Below are 15,352 nucleotides of genomic sequence, written 5' to 3'. Positions count from 1 at the left end.
CCGCCGTCGTTGGCCCTCAATTCCATCCTAATGGGGCTGCTTTCGCGATGGAAAATATCAATCCAAACGTCCGGATCCAAGGCGCAAGGCTGCTGGAATTCATTCACCTGAAGGATGGCCACGGCTCCGCGCCCATCAGCCATCTCTGGAGCCAGGGAGTGGTTTCAGCCGAGAGTTTTGTGCGCGATGAGGTTTTCGCAAATCGATCCGGGATAACGCGCTAAAGCGCCAGAAGAAGGCCGGCAAAAAGGGCTTTGAAGGGCTATTGCCCGACGGTCGCTCGAAACCAGTCGTCGCCGAATACAGGGTGGTCTACGGCATCATGCGCCACTCCTATCAGCGTTCGAAGAAGCTTGGCTTGCCCTTCTTGAGCAAAGTCAGCCTGCGAGCCGCGGCAAACCGCGTCCAACTGATGGGGTACGCTGTCGAGGTGCAGTTCATCGAGAAGGGGGCATCGAATCAGCGGGCAGGTTTAGGGCAAGATGGCGGGATGCCGACCGCTGCCTGGCGAATATCGCTAACTAAACGCAGTTGCCAACCATGTCGATCGATGTCACGTCGAAGTCCCTGTAAAGCAGTCATTTCTTTCTGACTGTGATTGCTGAGCAAAGCGTTCGTGACCGCTGATCGGAAGTCGAAGCCAACCAGTCAAGGCCATAGCCTTGAAGCAAGGATGAGTTGAGTCATGCGCAAGGTCGACCACCGCTCGATCAATCCCCAGCCGCTGCAGGATTCGCGAACGATCGAGGCACGCCGTACCGTTTCCCAGTTTCTAGACCAACCTGAGGAAATGCGGCTTAGCCGCCGCGCACCAATCGATGAGACGATATACACGAGGTCGGACGTCCGCGACGCGCTGCAAACGCTGTTCGAAGGCAGATGCGGGTTCTGCGAGACAGGGCGGTCGAGCCCGCTTCATGTAGAGCACTATCGTCCGATCGAGAATGCCGGAGGTGGGAGAGACAAGCTCCCGCACCATTATGCCTGGCTTGCTTATAGCTGGGACAATCTGCTGCTGGCCTGCGAACCGTGCAGCCGGCGCAAAGCCAATCTGTTCGCCTTGATGGCCGGACGACGCGCGCCGCTGAAGACGCCGCTCGGCCAGATCCGATCGCTAGAGACGCCCAAGTTACTCGATCCGGGCTTCGACGCACCGTTCAAGCATCTCGACTTCACGCTAGATGGGCGGATTCATGGTCGCACGCGGCGAGGTGGAGCGACGATCGCAATCCTCGAGCTCAACCGGCGCGAGTTGGTCGAAGAACGGCGCGATGCCTTCGGGCTCTTCCACAGCCAGTTGCGGGGTGGCGACAAGGAAGATGCGGTGATGCTGCTGCGGCGGGTCAATGAACCGATCACGCCCTTCAGCGGCGCACAGCAAATTCTTCGGTATCGTTTCCTCTCCGCGCTTGCCGCCAAGGTGGCACCATTCGATTTCGGGTTCGACGACAGTACCGAGCTGATCGAAAGCATGATCGAGCAAGCATCGCCTGCCGACATCGCCACCGCAGTCGACGCGCTATTGACCCCGCGGCCGAGCACCAAAGCGCCGAACCCAGAACGCGCGCGGCGCCCGTTCACGCCACCGATCACGCGGATCCTCATCGAAAACTTCAAGGCAATAGACCGGATCGAGATCGGCCTGCAGTCAAGCCGTCGCGACAGCAAGGCCGCGGCGGCACTAATGCTACTCGGCGAGAACGCCACGGGCAAGAGCAGCGTACTTCAGGCCGTAACCCTGGCGCTGGTCGGCGCGGCGAACGCCAACGCGATCGCAGACGCCAACCAATTCGTCCCGAGTGAAGCGCGGGGTGGCCATCGCGGTTCGCATGGCACACCAAAAGTGCTCATAGACTTCGCCGAGGGGCCGTCGGCGGAACTCAGCATCGAGAACGGCCGATTCGTCGGGGCCGCCGCGCCGCACGCCAATGTCATTGCCTATAGTTCGAGCCGCTATTTCAAACCCGGCAAGCGTCGTTCAAGGGGCGGTGCCCGTGGTCTGCTCGACCCGGCCTGGGGCCTACCGAACCCCGAAGCCTGGCTCAAGGGCCTCAATCCCCTCCAGTTTCAGAATGTCGCCCGCGCTCTCGCCGAGATTTTGGCGCTTCCGCGCGACGCCTATCTCAAGCGGGTCCCAGCCTCTGGGACGGTGATCGTCGACGGCGACCTAATCACCCCGATCGCGGAACACAGTGACGGCTATCGCTCGATCCTCGCGACAGCGGTCGACATGCTGGATGGCTTGCGCGGTGGCAGCGATTTACTCGACGCCGAGGGAGTCGTACTGATCGACGAGATCGAAACTCATCTCCATCCGCGCTGGAAGATGCGGCTGATGACTGCGATGCGCAACGCTTTGCCCCGCGTTCAATTTATCGTCACGACCCACGACCCGCTGTGTCTGCGCGGCATGGGCCAGGGCGAAGTCCAGGTGATGGCGCGTGATGAGGACGACCACATCGTTCTACTTCCCGACCTTCCGGATGTGGCAGGCATGCGGATCGACCAGATCCTGACGTCGGAGCATTTCGGGCTGCAATCGACGCTCGACCCCAGCCTTGAGTTGGTATTCGCCGAATACTATGCGTTGCTGCGCCTGAAGAGCAGCGATGTGGCGTCGCGCGAGCGGATTGAGCTGCTGCGCGAGCAAATCAACAAGAAGCAAGAGATCGGCCAAACCGAGCGCGAACGTCGGCTGCTCGCGGCGATCGACCGGCATCTCGCCAATCAAGCGAGCGATGGCGCGGTCCGGGCGCAGCAGGAGCGTGCCCTCGATGCCGAACTCGATGCGATCTGGGCGGCCGCGGAGGCAGCGCCGCAATGATCCATATCGAGCGACCCGATGCGTCCGACGCTGTCAAGGAGGCCTTAGACAAGCACGGCCGGACTAGCCGGATGAGCGAATTTGAGTCGGCGATGTGGTTCTATGCCGACCTCGAACCCGATGCGCGCGATCCAATGCCAGTGAAGCCGGCAGAAGCGCCGGACTTCAAAGTATACAGGCACGACGCGGTGAAAGACGCGCTACATGAGATGTTTGGAGGGCACTGCGCCTATTGCGAGAGCCGCTATGCGCACGTCGTCAGGATGGATGTCGAGCACTATCGGCCTAAGGGCGCGGTGGCCGAGAACGACGGCACGAAGACGACGCCGGGCTACTATTGGCTGGCGGCGACTTGGGAGAATCTGCTGCCGTCCTGCAACCTGTGCAACCGGGCGGGCACCCAGGAACTGACGCATGCCGACGGCTCTACGATCGAGGCGACAAAGGGCAAGGCCAATTTTTTCCCGCTGCTGGCAGGAACGGCACGTGCCGCTCAACGGGGGGACGAGCAACATGAGGATCCGCTCTTGCTGGATCCCTGCAATCCCGAACACGACCCCAGGAGGCACCTTTTGTTCCGCTCCGACGGGCTGGTTGAGCCGCGCGCATCCTTGGAAGAGCAAATGAAGCCGCGCGGCATGGCGACGATTGACACCTGTGCGCTCCACCGCTCGACGCTGGTGGAGGTTCGACGTTCCGACGCGACACGATTGCGTGACGCAATGGCGGGCATCCTACGCGCAGATGGGCGGTGCCTACGTGACCCTACCGACGAAATCGCTCAGGAAGAGCGCGCCGGCGAGGAAGCCGAACTCGCGGCGTTGATTCCCGACCTCAACTTCCGCGCGATGACGCGGGAACTAATGACGCTGTTCGAGGCAGTTCGCGAAGGTGTCATCAGCTATTTCGATGCCCAGTTCGCCTGGCAGGCCGACAAGACGCCAGCCACCGAGCAGGCCTTCGTCGTTCGAGCGCGCACGCTCTATCAAATCCATGCTGAAGCCGGACTCCATCAGCCGTTCGTCACCGAGCTATTAAAGATCGCGAGGATTCCGCTCGGCGTTCTCGCGGGCTAAGTCTAGGGGCCGACGCTCAACCAAAGGTCGACAACCTCTCGCAGGGGAAGCCGCTAGAAGCGGTTAGCCCGCACTGATCAACCAATGTGGTCTTTTAAATATCAATGCACCACGGATCAGTGCGCGGATCGCAATTGTCCTGGTTTTGCTTAACTGCCTTCAGGCTAGTAACTTTCCGTCGCGATGCGATCCCGTTTTCTTGCGCGAAATGTTTGATCTTGCTGGCAAGCGTAGGAGACAACACAACTGTCACATCCTGAGTGCCGAGCATTTCATGGAAGCGACCTTGAACGTCCTCACCGCGCGCATCGATCTCTTTCAACAGGCGTCCTAGCCCGTGCAATCCCACGCGAACTGGCGCCTTGCGGTCACTACGCCCACTGTTGCCACCAGAATCTGTTCCCGCCCCTCCCGGCGCGGTTTTCGTGTGTCTATCTTTGGATGCCTTTGCCATAACGATCTCCTCTTCCTCAGCGATCTTGGAAGATTTTCTGTTTCAAGAACTGATCTACAGCTGCGGCCGCTCCTTGCTCGGCAGGACCACCTGCGGCCGTGATGAGACCCAAGAAGATATCCGGACGCACCTTCTCAATTTGCTTTAGCCCGGCCGGATTGAGATAGAGGCCTACCGTCAGCTTATGGGTGTCGGTCCGCGAGTTCGTTACCCCGACTGCGGCTTCGGAGATATGAAAGCCGTCACCGCCCGGCGAGAACGTGACTGATGGACTAATCGTGCCACTGATCGTTGTCTTGAATTCCAACTGGTCCACCATAGTCGGCGGCCCCTTGACAGAAGTCACGTCTTTACTGTCGCTTCCACTGAGATTGCCAAACAGGGCAAGAACTAGGAAATCATCGACAACACGTTCCATCCCCACTTTTCCAGCTATTGGGTAGACGACGTTGGCCTCCACTAACTTGTCCTTGCAGTACCTGGCATCAACATTATTTATGAGGCTGCCGAAATTGTCTGTTATCGTGAACGACCGTTCATTCCCACGCTGTCTGTCGAAATTCCCTTGCAAACCCAATGAAAATCCTGAGTGCGGCAATGCGCGAAGCAGTTTCATGGATGGATCGACATTGTTAACGACCACCATGTTTAAATCAAAATTATATGCAATTCCTGTACTCCACAGCAGTCCAACAACAACCTTTGAGAAACCGGACAATGCGTCTGGCTTAAATTGCCTTATGGAATTGGCGTCAACTTTGTTGAGTTGCTGAAAGGACAGTCCAATCTGCCGAGAGCGATCATCAACCTTTCCGCCGTCGTGATTTGCATCACTGGTCAGGTATGTAAACAGGGAGTCGATCACGGCCTGGCGGGTTTCACACCGAATCTGGCGCACGATGTTGTATGTCGACAGCCCCGTCACGTCATCGGGCAGCGGATGAATCCCACATGCAGTTAAAAAGACGGAAAAAGCGACCAAGGTAGAGATACGTCTCTTGTTGCATCGCCCAAAAGATGACAGCGTTCGCAACAGGATTCTCGGAAATTGACCGCCTCTTCTCAATTGACTACCCCCGCAAATTGGACGACACAAATATTAAATTTCTTTTCTTCTTTCTTAGCAAGGAATTTTGCTCTTTTGCTCGTATTCAACCGCAAAGCGTCGCTCTCGGCGACCGGAAAAGAAGAAATCCACATGTCCGGAGAAAGGGGACGGAATATAAGATTAGGCAAGCGATGCCGCGCCTTCAACTTGAAGGTCGGTTCGGGAGTCAATCCTCCGGGAACCGACATCGTAAACGTGGAAGCGGATGAGCTTCACCGACAGGGGATGCGCCGTCCTATGGCCGAGCGATCTATGTTTGCGATCCAGGCCATTTGGCTCGCCTGCGATTCACGATAATGAGTCTCAGCGAGCTACAGACACGGGGCAGATATGAAAAACATAGTTGTTTGCTGTGACGGGACGGCGAACGAGTTTGCGGCAGACAACACCAACGTCGTTAAGCTCTGCTACGCGCTGGAGACCTCGCAATCACAGGCAATCTGTTATCACCCTGGCCTAGGGACAATGGAGCCAGCAGGAGCGCTCACTCAGGTTGGTCGACGCTTTACGCGCTTCCTCGGACGGGCCATCGGCTTTGGCCTCGCACGGGATGTAAGCGACGCATACACTTTCGTGATGAACAGGTTCGAACCGGGCGACAGGATTTTTCTGTTCGGATTTAGTCGTGGCGCTTACACGGTTCGTGCTGTCGCAGCTCTAATAAACATGTATGGGCTGCTGCCCCCAGGCAACGACGCGCTTGTTCCCTACGCCATTAGGCTCATGGTCGCCATAAACCGAAAGCCACAGCGTGATCCGAAGGATGATTTCTCGCTGGCGAAGGAATTTTCAAGCACCTTCTCGCGGCGCGAAGTTCGTATTCACTTCCTTGGGGTTTGGGACACCGTCAGTTCGGTCGGTTGGATCAGCAACCCCCTGCGCTTGCCCTACACTGCCAGAAACCCAATCGTGGATACCATCCGTCACGCAGTGTCGATAGATGAGCGGCGCGCTTTTTTTCGTACAAATCTGTTTGAGGCCATTGAACCCGGCAACGGACATCAACAGGATCTTCGCCAAGTATGGTTTGCAGGCGTCCATAGCGACGTTGGTGGAGGCTACAAGGAAGAGGAGAGCGGCCTCTCCAAGATAGCGCTGCAATGGATGTTGGACGAGGCGAGTGAAAAGGGCTTGATGATTGATGACGCGCGATACAGGGAAGTTCTTGGTATGGTTGACGGAGGTAGGTTCGCGCCCCCAGATCCACATGCCAAACGGCATGTATCGTTGCAGGGGCCGTGGTGGTTCGCAGAAATCTTGCCGAAGAAGCGCTTTAGCACGGGAAAATGGTACATTAATCTGGCCCGCCGCCGCACCATCCCTGAAGGCGCGGAACTTCACAAATCTGTAAAAATACGGCAACCTATCGTGGACGACGCCTAAACATCCAGTAGACATAGCGCGTTTTTTGTTCGCGATTTCGCCTTCATGACCGACAATTAAGTAAAGAAGATCGGCATTTACTTTTTTAACTCGCTATGACAGTCTCGCCCTATTTTCAGGCGTGCGGAAAAGGGGAGGGTATACAATGCTGCGCGGTGCCATTTCCGACGGTGATTTTCTCTGTCTCCTGGGCGAAAGGTCAGCTGGGTCCAGATGCGATCTTCATCGCCGACTGGTTCGGATAGATTGGATTGCGCGGAGACAGATTCGTTGGATGCGAGCTTGAGCAGTTGCCAAAGGCAAGACTGGCGATATGGGGGGCTGCATGGCGAAAACGATCATTCCCGCTAGAAGATCCAAAGCCGAGGCGCAGGTAAATCTTTCCGCTGAGGAGACTCGCGATGCATATGCGTCACGCCGGTTTTTGGATGGGGGCACACAGAGAAAGCTCGGTCTGAAGGTCCGATTTGATACCTACTACAAGGATCCTTTGGTCGCGGAAAACAATCCAGGCCTGGAGATTGACGACGACTTCTATGTGCCGTGGGAGCCTCGCATCGGTGATGGTCCGACAAGCGCACGGTTTGCTGTGGTGGACTACGACAGCACGGCAAACAGGCTGGAACAACCGGCTAAGTGGCGGCGCGACGAGAAAGCATTTTTCGATCCTGGCGGACGAAAAAAAATTGATCGGTCGCTAAAGGACACCGCTCACTTCCGGCAGGTAAGCACCTGGGCAATTCTGCAGAATACGCTTGATTTCTTCGAGAGTCCGGCAGGCCTTGGCCGGCGCATCTCTTGGGCGTTCGAAGGAACGCGGCTCCTCGTTGCCCCGAATGCCGGCTACGGAGCAAACGCCTACTATGACCGCCAGAGCAAGTCCCTGCAGTTTTACTATTTTGACAATGCCAAAGGACATCGCATTTATACGTGCCTTTCGAGCGACATCGTCAATCACGAGCTCGGGCACGCACTTCTAGATGGCATCAGGCCATACTATCTCGAAGCGGTGTCGCCGCAGACCGCAGCCTTCCACGAATTCCTGGGCGACCTCACCGCAATCCTGATGACCCTGCGCAACAATTCGTTTCGAAGGGAACTCGCAAGAAGGACTGAGGGCGATCTAAGAACCAAATCTGGACAAGAGCTGCTCGCGGCCGTAGCCACCGAATTCGGCAATGCGGTTTCGGACCAGCCTTATCTCCGCAGCGCGGCGAACCCGCATACCTTGAGCGACTTCAAGGACAAGATCGAGCCACACGATCTTTCTCAGGTTATGACCGGGGCAATGTTCGATATCTTCGTGGCCCTGACCGAACAGTACCTAAAGAGGAAGCGGACTAGCGGAAAAACGCACAGCCCGGCTCAATCGCTGCAATATGCCGCGGCACGAATGCAAGTCATAGCAATCCAGGCGCTCGACCTCCTGCCGCCAGTGGAGGTGACGTTCAACGATTATGCGCGGGCTGTTTTGCGCAATTTGGCGATAGCAGACCCTACAGACCCTCATAATTACCGAGCTATGATCGCTGACATCTTCGTCAAGCGGGAGATCATGGCCGCTGACGAAACCAGCAAGCTGCTCGAGCCCGCTCCATTGTACGATCGCATGCCGGGTGCAATTGCCCACGATGCCGAGTTGATCGGAAGTTCGCGTGCCGAGGCCTACCGATATCTCGACGACAACCGCGACAAGCTTTTCATCCCGGACCGCGTCGACATTATCGTGGATGAGGTGTTCGCTGCTGACAAGATGATTGGGATGGGCCTCTTCCAGCCAAAGCAGATCATTCTTCAATATCTGTGGCGTGAGGAACTGGTGCTCGATGGCAGCCGCTTTGGCACATTCAACGGGAAGACAACGAGTCTGCTCTGCGGCGGAACCTTGGTGTTCGATGTCAATCGCAGCATGCTCTACTGGACGCGCAAGGCCGGTAGCGAACCTTCGGCGACTGCGATCGCGGCCAAGGAAAAGCGCGCCAGGGGCAAGGATCTTTTCGAAACCGAGAAGGAAGCGTTGGCAGAGCAGGACGCCGGTGAGGAGCGAAGGCGGCAATACTTGGATGCACTCGCCCGGCGCATTGAAGAAGGCATGGTCGGTGAGGAGCTCGCTGGACCGGACGGGATTGTCGGCAAGCTAGCGCCTCCCCTGATCGCTCGTGAAGTCGACGGGTCCGTCCACTTTGAGCTTTCACCGCACTTTCATATCCACGACGAGGATGACGCCGGGCAAGGAGAGGTGAGATGGCAAACCAGCTCCTGATCCGCCTCTACGATGTTGGCCTGGGCGACTGCATCTATGTCCGAATACCCGGAAAAACCGAAAAGGTCGAAGACGCATTCCATATGCTGATCGACTGCGGCACCTGGAGCGAGGAAAAGCTCCTCGCCGCGGCGATGAAGCAGCTCCACACGGAGCTGCCGGCAACGGCGAATGGCAGGAAGCGTCTTGATCTGGTGGTTGTGACGCATGAGCACAAAGACCACATTGCCGGGTTCGATCCCAGGCTGTTTGAGAATATCGATGTTGGCGCGGTCTGGATGAATTGCGCCATGAACCCGGATCATCGACAGGCCAAGAAGACGCGGAAGCTGCGCGCCGTTGCCGTGAAGGCCATGGAGAGGGCCGCAGCCCTTGGCCCAAATCTCAGCCCCAGGCTCAGCGAACTTTTGTCTGTCTTCCAGATCAACAACGCAGGCGCCATGAACACGCTGCGCAAGACACTTCTGAACGGCCGGCGGCCAACCTATGTGCAAGCCGGCGAAACGAATGAAACGCACGGCATCAAGCTCTTCAAGGCGAAGATTCATGTCCTTGGCCCGGAAGAGGACTTCGACCGCTTCTATCTGGGCGCAAGCGCGCAGCGAGCCTTGAAGGGTGTGATCGGCGCTGCCGCTTTTGATGCGGATGATGGGGATGTGAGCGCCAAAGCGGCTTCCACAAAGCCGGAGAGTGTACCCTACCCTCAAAACATCAGCCCAGCCGCTTTCCGCGCGCTACGCGCGCGTATGCAGTCGTCCGCACTGGCCTTCGCCGAACTGGACGGGAAGCTGAAGAACAATTCGAGCGTGGTGCTGCTTATTGAATGGAACAAGAAGCGGCTGCTCTTCGTCGGCGACGCCGAATGGCACGGCGACTTCAAACCTGGCAAGATGAATGGCTCATGGAACGTGATGTGGAACGAGCGCAAGAAACTTCTCGGCAAGCCCGTCGATTTCCTCAAGATCGGTCATCACGGCAGCGAGAACAGCACCCCATGGGGCATGGGCAAGAACAAACGGACGGAAGCGGTTGACATACTTGACGCGATCCTTCCGGTGCCGCGCGACGGAGAGCAGCCTAGCGCCAGGGCTGTCGTGTCGACTGAACGCGGCAAGTATCCGACCATCCCGCGGATGTTGTTGTTGACCGAAATCGCGCGACGGGTCGGCGGCACCCGCGCATACAAGAACGAACTGAAGCGCTTCAAACCCCAAAACCCCGCAAACTTCGAGACCTATGAGCGGGACTGGTTTGGCGAGGCTCAGCCCCTACGAACCGATTTCGAACGGATACGGGAGAGCAAGGGATTTGTTGACGTGATCTTCGAGTGACGACTGAGCTTGCCTAGCGCGGGCCAATAACACGGAGGGGCAGTCATGGTGCCAAACGCGCGCTTTGAGGAACTCCTCAGAGACATCGAGCCTAAGCAAGGCATCAAGGATGCGGCCTCTGAGGCGCATTATTCTATACGGGATTATCTGAGGGCTCATCCCGTGTTTTCTGAGCGCTTGAAATTCGATTTCCTTGCAGGAAGCTATTCGCGCCACACTGCAATCCGCCCGAGCTCTGTGGATGGAGAGAAGTTCAGGCCGGATGTCGATGTGTATGTCGAGCTCAGATACGGTTTTAGAGCCGATGCTCGACAAATTTTGAGCAACTTAGCGCGCGTTCTCAAACACGATTTTGACGTCGAAAGAACGAACAGGCGATCCGTTCGTGTGCGAACGCCGCTTATCGACGTCGACGTGGTCCCCCTTAGAAGCGTTGGCAACGGGTTCAGCATACCAGACCGGCTAAGTCAGGAATGGACGCAAACAAATCCGCTTTTCCATAACGGCTGGAGCGCGGGCATGAATGAAGAATTCGGGAACAGATTCAAGCCACTCGTGAAGCTTATCAAATGGTGGCGGCGGGTGAACTTTGGCTGCAGCCGCCCGAAAGGCTTCGCCCTGGAAATCCTAGCCGCCGAGCAAGCTCCTTGCGACGAAAGTCATTATGGTGAAGCGTTCGCCCAGTTTCTCGAGAACATTGAGGAAGAGTACGGGGACAACCTGGATGAAAGGCCAACGCTTGACGATCCGGCAGTGCCCGGCAACAACATTTTGTCCAAAGTGTCGCTTGCTGACTGGAGAGACTTTATGGGCCTGGCGAGTGAGCACGCGCGTACCGCACGTTTGGCCCAGGAGATTGACGACGAACGTCTTGCCATGCGTCTTTGGCGTCGCGTTCTGGGCCCAAGGTTCGGCTTGGGCTACTCCGCCTGAGCAGCAACACAGGGAGACTGCTTGATGATGGAATGGTCCCTGTCAACCCTCCTCTCCTCCCTTCATGACGACATTCAGCAGCGTCTTTCCAGGGTCCGGCGATCGTTCGAGCATCCTGGCACCATGGGGGACGCCAGCGAAAACGTCTGGATGAGTCTACTCGAGACATATCTGCCCAAGCGCTATCAGGCGGCCAAAGCGCATGTGGTCGACAGCCTAGGCAACTTCAGCCAGCAGATCGACGTGGTGATATTCGACAGACAGTATTCGCCCTTTATTTTCACCTACGAGAACCAGACCATCATCCCGGCCGAGAGCGTATACGCCGCTTTCGAGGCAAAGCAGACTGTTGATGCACAGCTGGTCGGATACGCCCAGGAAAAGTTAAGAACAAGAATGCGATTTCATCGATGCGGAATCTCGTTGTGATTCATCTCCCGAGCAATAGGTTTTTGGGAAATCACGGGCAGATAGGAGTGAAGGCAAGATGAGCAGTCCTTGGACCACCTCCGTCAAGAACTTAAAGCCTGTAGGCCACGTCGAGCCGCCCTCCAATACCGTTGTCGGAAGTTTTGGCCCGCCGAGCCTGGGGCGTGTCAGTATCGCTCCAGCTGACCTCTTCAAAAGCATCGCACGTTGTTCTGCCCTCTCACGCTCATCCGCTTCCCTGGTTGCAGCTGTTGTTGCCAGCAGCCAAGCACTTCTGGAGTTTCTCGTTGACGACGCGACCTCAGTCATCGCTTTCCTCGACGAGGTGGCGGACCTTGCTGACGCTGAGCGAACGGCGCTTTCCGGCAGGGTCGGAGCGGGGATCACCGACCAGACCATGGACATGCTGGGCTTTGTCTGGAGAGAGTTGGCGGAACAGCTTGTCAGTTCTTCAAAACCGTTGGCAGACTATGTCTATGAAGGTGCCACTGGCACCCTCGTTCTTGCGGAGGCAAAGGGCTCTATCTCTAGCGCAGCCGCACAGAGCGGGGCCAACACGCGCGCGCGAAATGCCTATCGCCGGCAAGTCGACCCGTACGTCTTCACACGACCGCCCGCGCCTGGCGGCGGTGCATCGATTGGATTGATTGAACATGGTTATGCAGTTGCTTTTGCCGCGCTGCCTGGGCCTGCGGTCGCAATATCGCCAGCAATTGGTGCAGGTGCCTTTCTCGCCGTGGCAGAGACGGATCGCTCGTCTGGCGGATCACTACCTGGAGGGCCAAGCACCAGCGGCGGAGGAACGACCGGCTCCTCTACTGGACCTGCCGGCTCACCCTCACTCAATCCAACAACTGCGGCATTGAGGCTCGGCAATTATCGAGCCGTTTTCTTGCTGGCGAATGCCCCCGCTGTCGTCGAGACGGTCGATGTCGCTCTTGGGAGACTTCCCCTTGAATATCGCCAGCAGGAATTTTTGCAGGTGCAATGTGGCGGCAACGAATTCCTCGTCGGACGTACGCCGGTTTATCACGAAATCAGCTCACTTGAGAGCTACCTCCATGGCTGGGTCTTCGCGATCGCCCTCGCCTCGGCGGAGGCTTTTCTTCAACAGCTCGCCAATCAATCCTTCCTCACCGGCCTGCCCATTCAAGCTCTTGTGCGGGCGGCTAGTAAAAAACTGCCACCGTTTCTGCTGTCACCGGACGGCTTTGCCATGCTCCGCCGTGATGCGGCCATGGTAACGCATGACGCTACATGGGACGCGAAAGCCGGTCTCAGCAGGCGTCCCGTTGCGCATCGAGCCCTATAGCAATGCATCGCGTCCTGGATCTAGCACTGCTTCCGATTCTTCTGCTCCAAGGAACAGGCGTGAACGTCTCACCTCGGGAGGTAGTCTAGCCTGCGAAGCTGCTTAGGACACCAAGGCAGACAAAACGAGGCTATCCACGTTGCCCGGCAAGGCCTTTACTGCATCCTAATCTTGTCAATAACGATGACGGAACTATCGCCTTTGCAGAGCGCCAAGCAATGCTGAGCGGAAGAAACGCCATCGGTCGCTTTCAGTATGCTGTTGGTGTTGGTGTCCCAGCGGTAGCCGCCGACCCATGAGTTGACTGTTCCGCTGGCCGAACCCCCCAGGGCTTGCGCGGCGCTGAATTCTGCTGCCGCGGATGTCCGGCCCATAGTCGTTGAAATCACCCTTTTTGAACACATAGGTGTCATTGCCTGCGCCCCTTGAGTGGCCCGGTGCCGACGTACGCGCCGATGTGCTTGTCGATCGCCTTCCATGGCGAGGTGTTGGACATAAGGAGCAGATGGCGCGGAAGCGAAGGGAAGGTCTTCGCCTTCCTCAAACGATCTTGCCGCGTTGGGATTGTGTCAGCGAGGTCTTGGGGATTGCAAATATTATGCCTGCGGGTAAACAAGCACAATTGTATAGTATGTCCAGAAAACAAGAGGAGAGCCCATGACCGTTTCCCGCGATCAGGAAGACCGTAGCGACCTCGTATCGATTGCCGCCGATATAGTCTCCGCCTATGTGTCGAACAATCCGCTGCCGGTCGGTGAGTTGCCGAAGCTGATCGGCGATATTTATGCTACGCTTCAAGGGGTCGGCACGCCATCGACTGACCCGGTGGTCAAGCAGGAACCCGCAGTGTCAATCAGGAGGTCGGTGACGACGGACTACATTATCTGCCTGGAAGACGGAAAAAAGTTTAAGTCCCTGAAGCGCCATATCGGAGTCCACTACAATTTGAGCCCTGACGAATACCGACAGAAGTGGAATCTGCCGACCGACTATCCGATGGTGGCGCCGAGCTACTCGGCCACCCGCTCGGCCATGGCGAAATCAATAGGACTCGGGCGCAAGGCAGTGGTGCCCAAACCTACACCGGCAGCAAAATCGAAACGACCTGCTCGGGCGGCTGCTGCCGCAACAATCCCAACGGCACTCAAGTCGTCGATGAAGACAGCGCGCAAGAAATCCGTCAAAGCGTAGCGTACTGAGCTGAGGTGCAGGGATATAGCGCGCCCGATCATGGTGAATCCTTGCCAGGCTTTTACCCCGGATGGTTTCTGTTGCGCCGGCTGCGGGACAAAGCCGTGAAGCATAACGCCGCGCTGACCGGGCTATCCATGGGCATGACCGGAGACTTCGAGGAAGCCATAGAGGAAGGCGCCACTGTCGTGCGCGTTGGTCAGGCCATCTTCGGCAAGCGGCCGACGCCTGACGGCCACTACTGGCCGGGTGTCGCCCCCACCGATCGAGGAATTGAACCATGATTTTTCGCAAACGGCCTGTCTGCTCTTTCGATTACCTACGCGTCAGGGAAACGGGTCAGCCGGCTGATCGCGGCTGAGGTCGCTTCCCGCGGTCTGCCAGCCCACGCAATCGTGCGACGCAAGCGACTTTCTGAGCGTCCCGCGCAAGCTTATAGTCACTTGGGCGGATTTCGACATGGCCGCCGCGCACCTATGGTACGACCTGCATTGAGGATCAGGGCAAGCTGGTCTCGAATTCCATCGGGCCACAGCACGCCGCCGATGTCCAGGGCGTGTTCGCCGTCCGATCAATCACCGTGATGGATGTCGCCGCACTCTGCTGGAACGATTCTGGTTTCCGCTCTGGAGCTGGCGAGCGCCATGGCCGTCCTACGTGAGCAAGTCCCTCGGATATTTCAGGTGAACCTGGCCCAGCTCTACGAGCGCGTGATCCAAGACCCAATGGATGGCCCGGTCCTCCATCCCGTCCTCGAACACGGCGAGGCAGTATGAGATGAGCAACGTCGGCCCGATCATCGGGACCGTCACGCGCGCACTTCGCCGAGACGATCACGTTCATTCGGCAAGCCGAGAATCCGAGCGATGAGGACCTGGATTCCGGGACTACATGAATTCACCCGACGTGGAGCCATGCAAAGGGTTAACCGTGAGCGAAGAGGACAGGTCCAAACAGCCCAAGAGGCAGAAGGCCTTCGAGACGCAGTCGCGAAGTCGGTGTGCTCGTGAGCAAGACCTAGGCTTGCCGACCATCGCAAAGCTCGCCG

General features: G+C 57.4%; 13 protein-coding genes and 1 pseudogene. 12 read left to right on the top strand and 2 right to left on the bottom strand.

From position 1 onward, the window contains the following. The first annotated feature begins 47 nt into the window (after positions 1-47). The 4 genes from AC0L3E_RS02060 to AC0L3E_RS02045 all read left to right on the top strand — a co-directional run bounded on the left by AC0L3E_RS02060 (position 48) and on the right by AC0L3E_RS02045 (position 3,900). Positions 48-224 carry a DUF6119 family protein gene (locus AC0L3E_RS02060; RefSeq protein WP_473604118.1) on the top strand — a complete coding sequence of 59 codons (177 nt, stop codon included), beginning with the start codon at positions 48-50 and terminating at the stop codon, positions 222-224. Positions 225-265: 41 nt separating this feature from the next. Next, positions 266-592 (top strand): DUF6119 family protein, encoded by a 327-nt coding sequence (locus tag AC0L3E_RS02055; RefSeq protein ID WP_473604117.1) that lies wholly within the window; start codon positions 266-268, stop codon positions 590-592. Positions 593-685: 93 nt separating this feature from the next. Then, entirely contained in the window at positions 686-2,824 is a 2,139-nt protein-coding gene (locus AC0L3E_RS02050) for an AAA family ATPase (protein WP_473604116.1), read from the top strand. Further along, positions 2,821-3,900, top strand: a complete 1,080-nt coding sequence (locus AC0L3E_RS02045; protein WP_473604115.1) for an HNH endonuclease family protein — start codon at positions 2,821-2,823, stop codon at positions 3,898-3,900. Before AC0L3E_RS02050 ends, AC0L3E_RS02045 begins: the two co-directional genes overlap by 4 nt. 94 nt (positions 3,901-3,994) lie before the next feature. On the opposite strand, the gene AC0L3E_RS02040 is transcribed toward AC0L3E_RS02045, so the two are convergent. Continuing rightward, positions 3,995-4,354: a hypothetical protein gene (locus AC0L3E_RS02040; RefSeq protein ID WP_473604114.1), complete on the bottom strand. Its 360-nt coding sequence runs from the start codon at positions 4,352-4,354 to the stop codon at positions 3,995-3,997. Positions 4,355-4,370: 16 nt separating this feature from the next. Beyond that, positions 4,371-5,336 carry a hypothetical protein gene (locus AC0L3E_RS02035; RefSeq protein ID WP_473604113.1) on the bottom strand — a complete coding sequence of 322 codons (966 nt, stop codon included), beginning with the start codon at positions 5,334-5,336 and terminating at the stop codon, positions 4,371-4,373. Positions 5,337-5,792: 456 nt separating this feature from the next. Between AC0L3E_RS02035 and AC0L3E_RS02030 the strand changes: the two genes are divergently transcribed. The 8 genes and pseudogenes from AC0L3E_RS02030 to AC0L3E_RS01995 form a co-directional block, all read left to right on the top strand. Then, on the top strand, positions 5,793-6,845 hold the full coding sequence (locus AC0L3E_RS02030) for a DUF2235 domain-containing protein (RefSeq protein WP_473604112.1): 1,053 nt from the start codon (positions 5,793-5,795) through the stop codon (positions 6,843-6,845). A 325-nt stretch (positions 6,846-7,170) separates the two neighbouring features. Beyond that, a complete protein-coding gene (locus AC0L3E_RS02025) occupies positions 7,171-9,108 on the top strand; it encodes a serine protease (RefSeq protein WP_473604111.1) in 1,938 nt (645 codons plus the stop codon). After that, positions 9,090-10,439 carry a ComEC/Rec2 family competence protein gene (locus AC0L3E_RS02020; RefSeq protein ID WP_473604110.1) on the top strand — a complete coding sequence of 450 codons (1,350 nt, stop codon included), beginning with the start codon at positions 9,090-9,092 and terminating at the stop codon, positions 10,437-10,439. The genes AC0L3E_RS02025 and AC0L3E_RS02020 overlap by 19 nt, the downstream gene beginning before the upstream one ends. Positions 10,440-10,484: 45 nt before the next feature. Beyond that, positions 10,485-11,372 (top strand): SMODS domain-containing nucleotidyltransferase, encoded by an 888-nt coding sequence (locus AC0L3E_RS02015; RefSeq protein ID WP_473604109.1) that lies wholly within the window; start codon positions 10,485-10,487, stop codon positions 11,370-11,372. Positions 11,373-11,396: 24 nt separating this feature from the next. Then, positions 11,397-11,801, top strand: coding sequence for a DUF6602 domain-containing protein (locus AC0L3E_RS02010; RefSeq protein WP_473604108.1), 405 nt, complete (start codon positions 11,397-11,399; stop codon positions 11,799-11,801). 58 nt (positions 11,802-11,859) lie between these two features. Further along, positions 11,860-13,113: a hypothetical protein gene (locus AC0L3E_RS02005; protein WP_473604107.1), complete on the top strand. Its 1,254-nt coding sequence runs from the start codon at positions 11,860-11,862 to the stop codon at positions 13,111-13,113. A 657-nt stretch (positions 13,114-13,770) separates the two neighbouring features. Beyond that, on the top strand, positions 13,771-14,304 hold the full coding sequence (locus AC0L3E_RS02000) for a Ros/MucR family transcriptional regulator (RefSeq protein WP_473604106.1): 534 nt from the start codon (positions 13,771-13,773) through the stop codon (positions 14,302-14,304). A 77-nt stretch (positions 14,305-14,381) separates the two neighbouring features. Continuing rightward, positions 14,382-14,588, top strand: a pseudogene (locus tag AC0L3E_RS01995) (YggS family pyridoxal phosphate-dependent enzyme); the annotation flags it as partial. Positions 14,589-15,352 lie beyond the last annotated feature (764 nt).

The sequence above is a fragment of the Mesorhizobium sp. WSM4822 genome (assembly GCF_055811155.1).
The sequence above is the reverse complement of the archived record's forward strand: the minus strand, read 5'-3'. Positions and strand labels throughout refer to the sequence as shown.

Coding starts and splice junctions, on each gene's coding strand:
- AC0L3E_RS02060 (WP_473604118.1), top strand. CDS start 48: ATGGAAAATATCAATCCAAACGTCCGGATCCAAGGCGCAAGGCTGCTG.
- AC0L3E_RS02050 (WP_473604116.1), top strand. CDS start 686: ATGCGCAAGGTCGACCACCGCTCGATCAATCCCCAGCCGCTGCAGGAT.
- AC0L3E_RS02045 (WP_473604115.1), top strand. CDS start 2,821: ATGATCCATATCGAGCGACCCGATGCGTCCGACGCTGTCAAGGAGGCC.
- AC0L3E_RS02040 (WP_473604114.1), bottom strand. CDS start 4,354: ATGGCAAAGGCATCCAAAGATAGACACACGAAAACCGCGCCGGGAGGG.
- AC0L3E_RS02030 (WP_473604112.1), top strand. CDS start 5,793: ATGAAAAACATAGTTGTTTGCTGTGACGGGACGGCGAACGAGTTTGCG.
- AC0L3E_RS02025 (WP_473604111.1), top strand. CDS start 7,171: ATGGCGAAAACGATCATTCCCGCTAGAAGATCCAAAGCCGAGGCGCAG.
- AC0L3E_RS02020 (WP_473604110.1), top strand. CDS start 9,090: ATGGCAAACCAGCTCCTGATCCGCCTCTACGATGTTGGCCTGGGCGAC.
- AC0L3E_RS02015 (WP_473604109.1), top strand. CDS start 10,485: ATGGTGCCAAACGCGCGCTTTGAGGAACTCCTCAGAGACATCGAGCCT.
- AC0L3E_RS02010 (WP_473604108.1), top strand. CDS start 11,397: ATGATGGAATGGTCCCTGTCAACCCTCCTCTCCTCCCTTCATGACGAC.
- AC0L3E_RS02005 (WP_473604107.1), top strand. CDS start 11,860: ATGAGCAGTCCTTGGACCACCTCCGTCAAGAACTTAAAGCCTGTAGGC.
- AC0L3E_RS02000 (WP_473604106.1), top strand. CDS start 13,771: ATGACCGTTTCCCGCGATCAGGAAGACCGTAGCGACCTCGTATCGATT.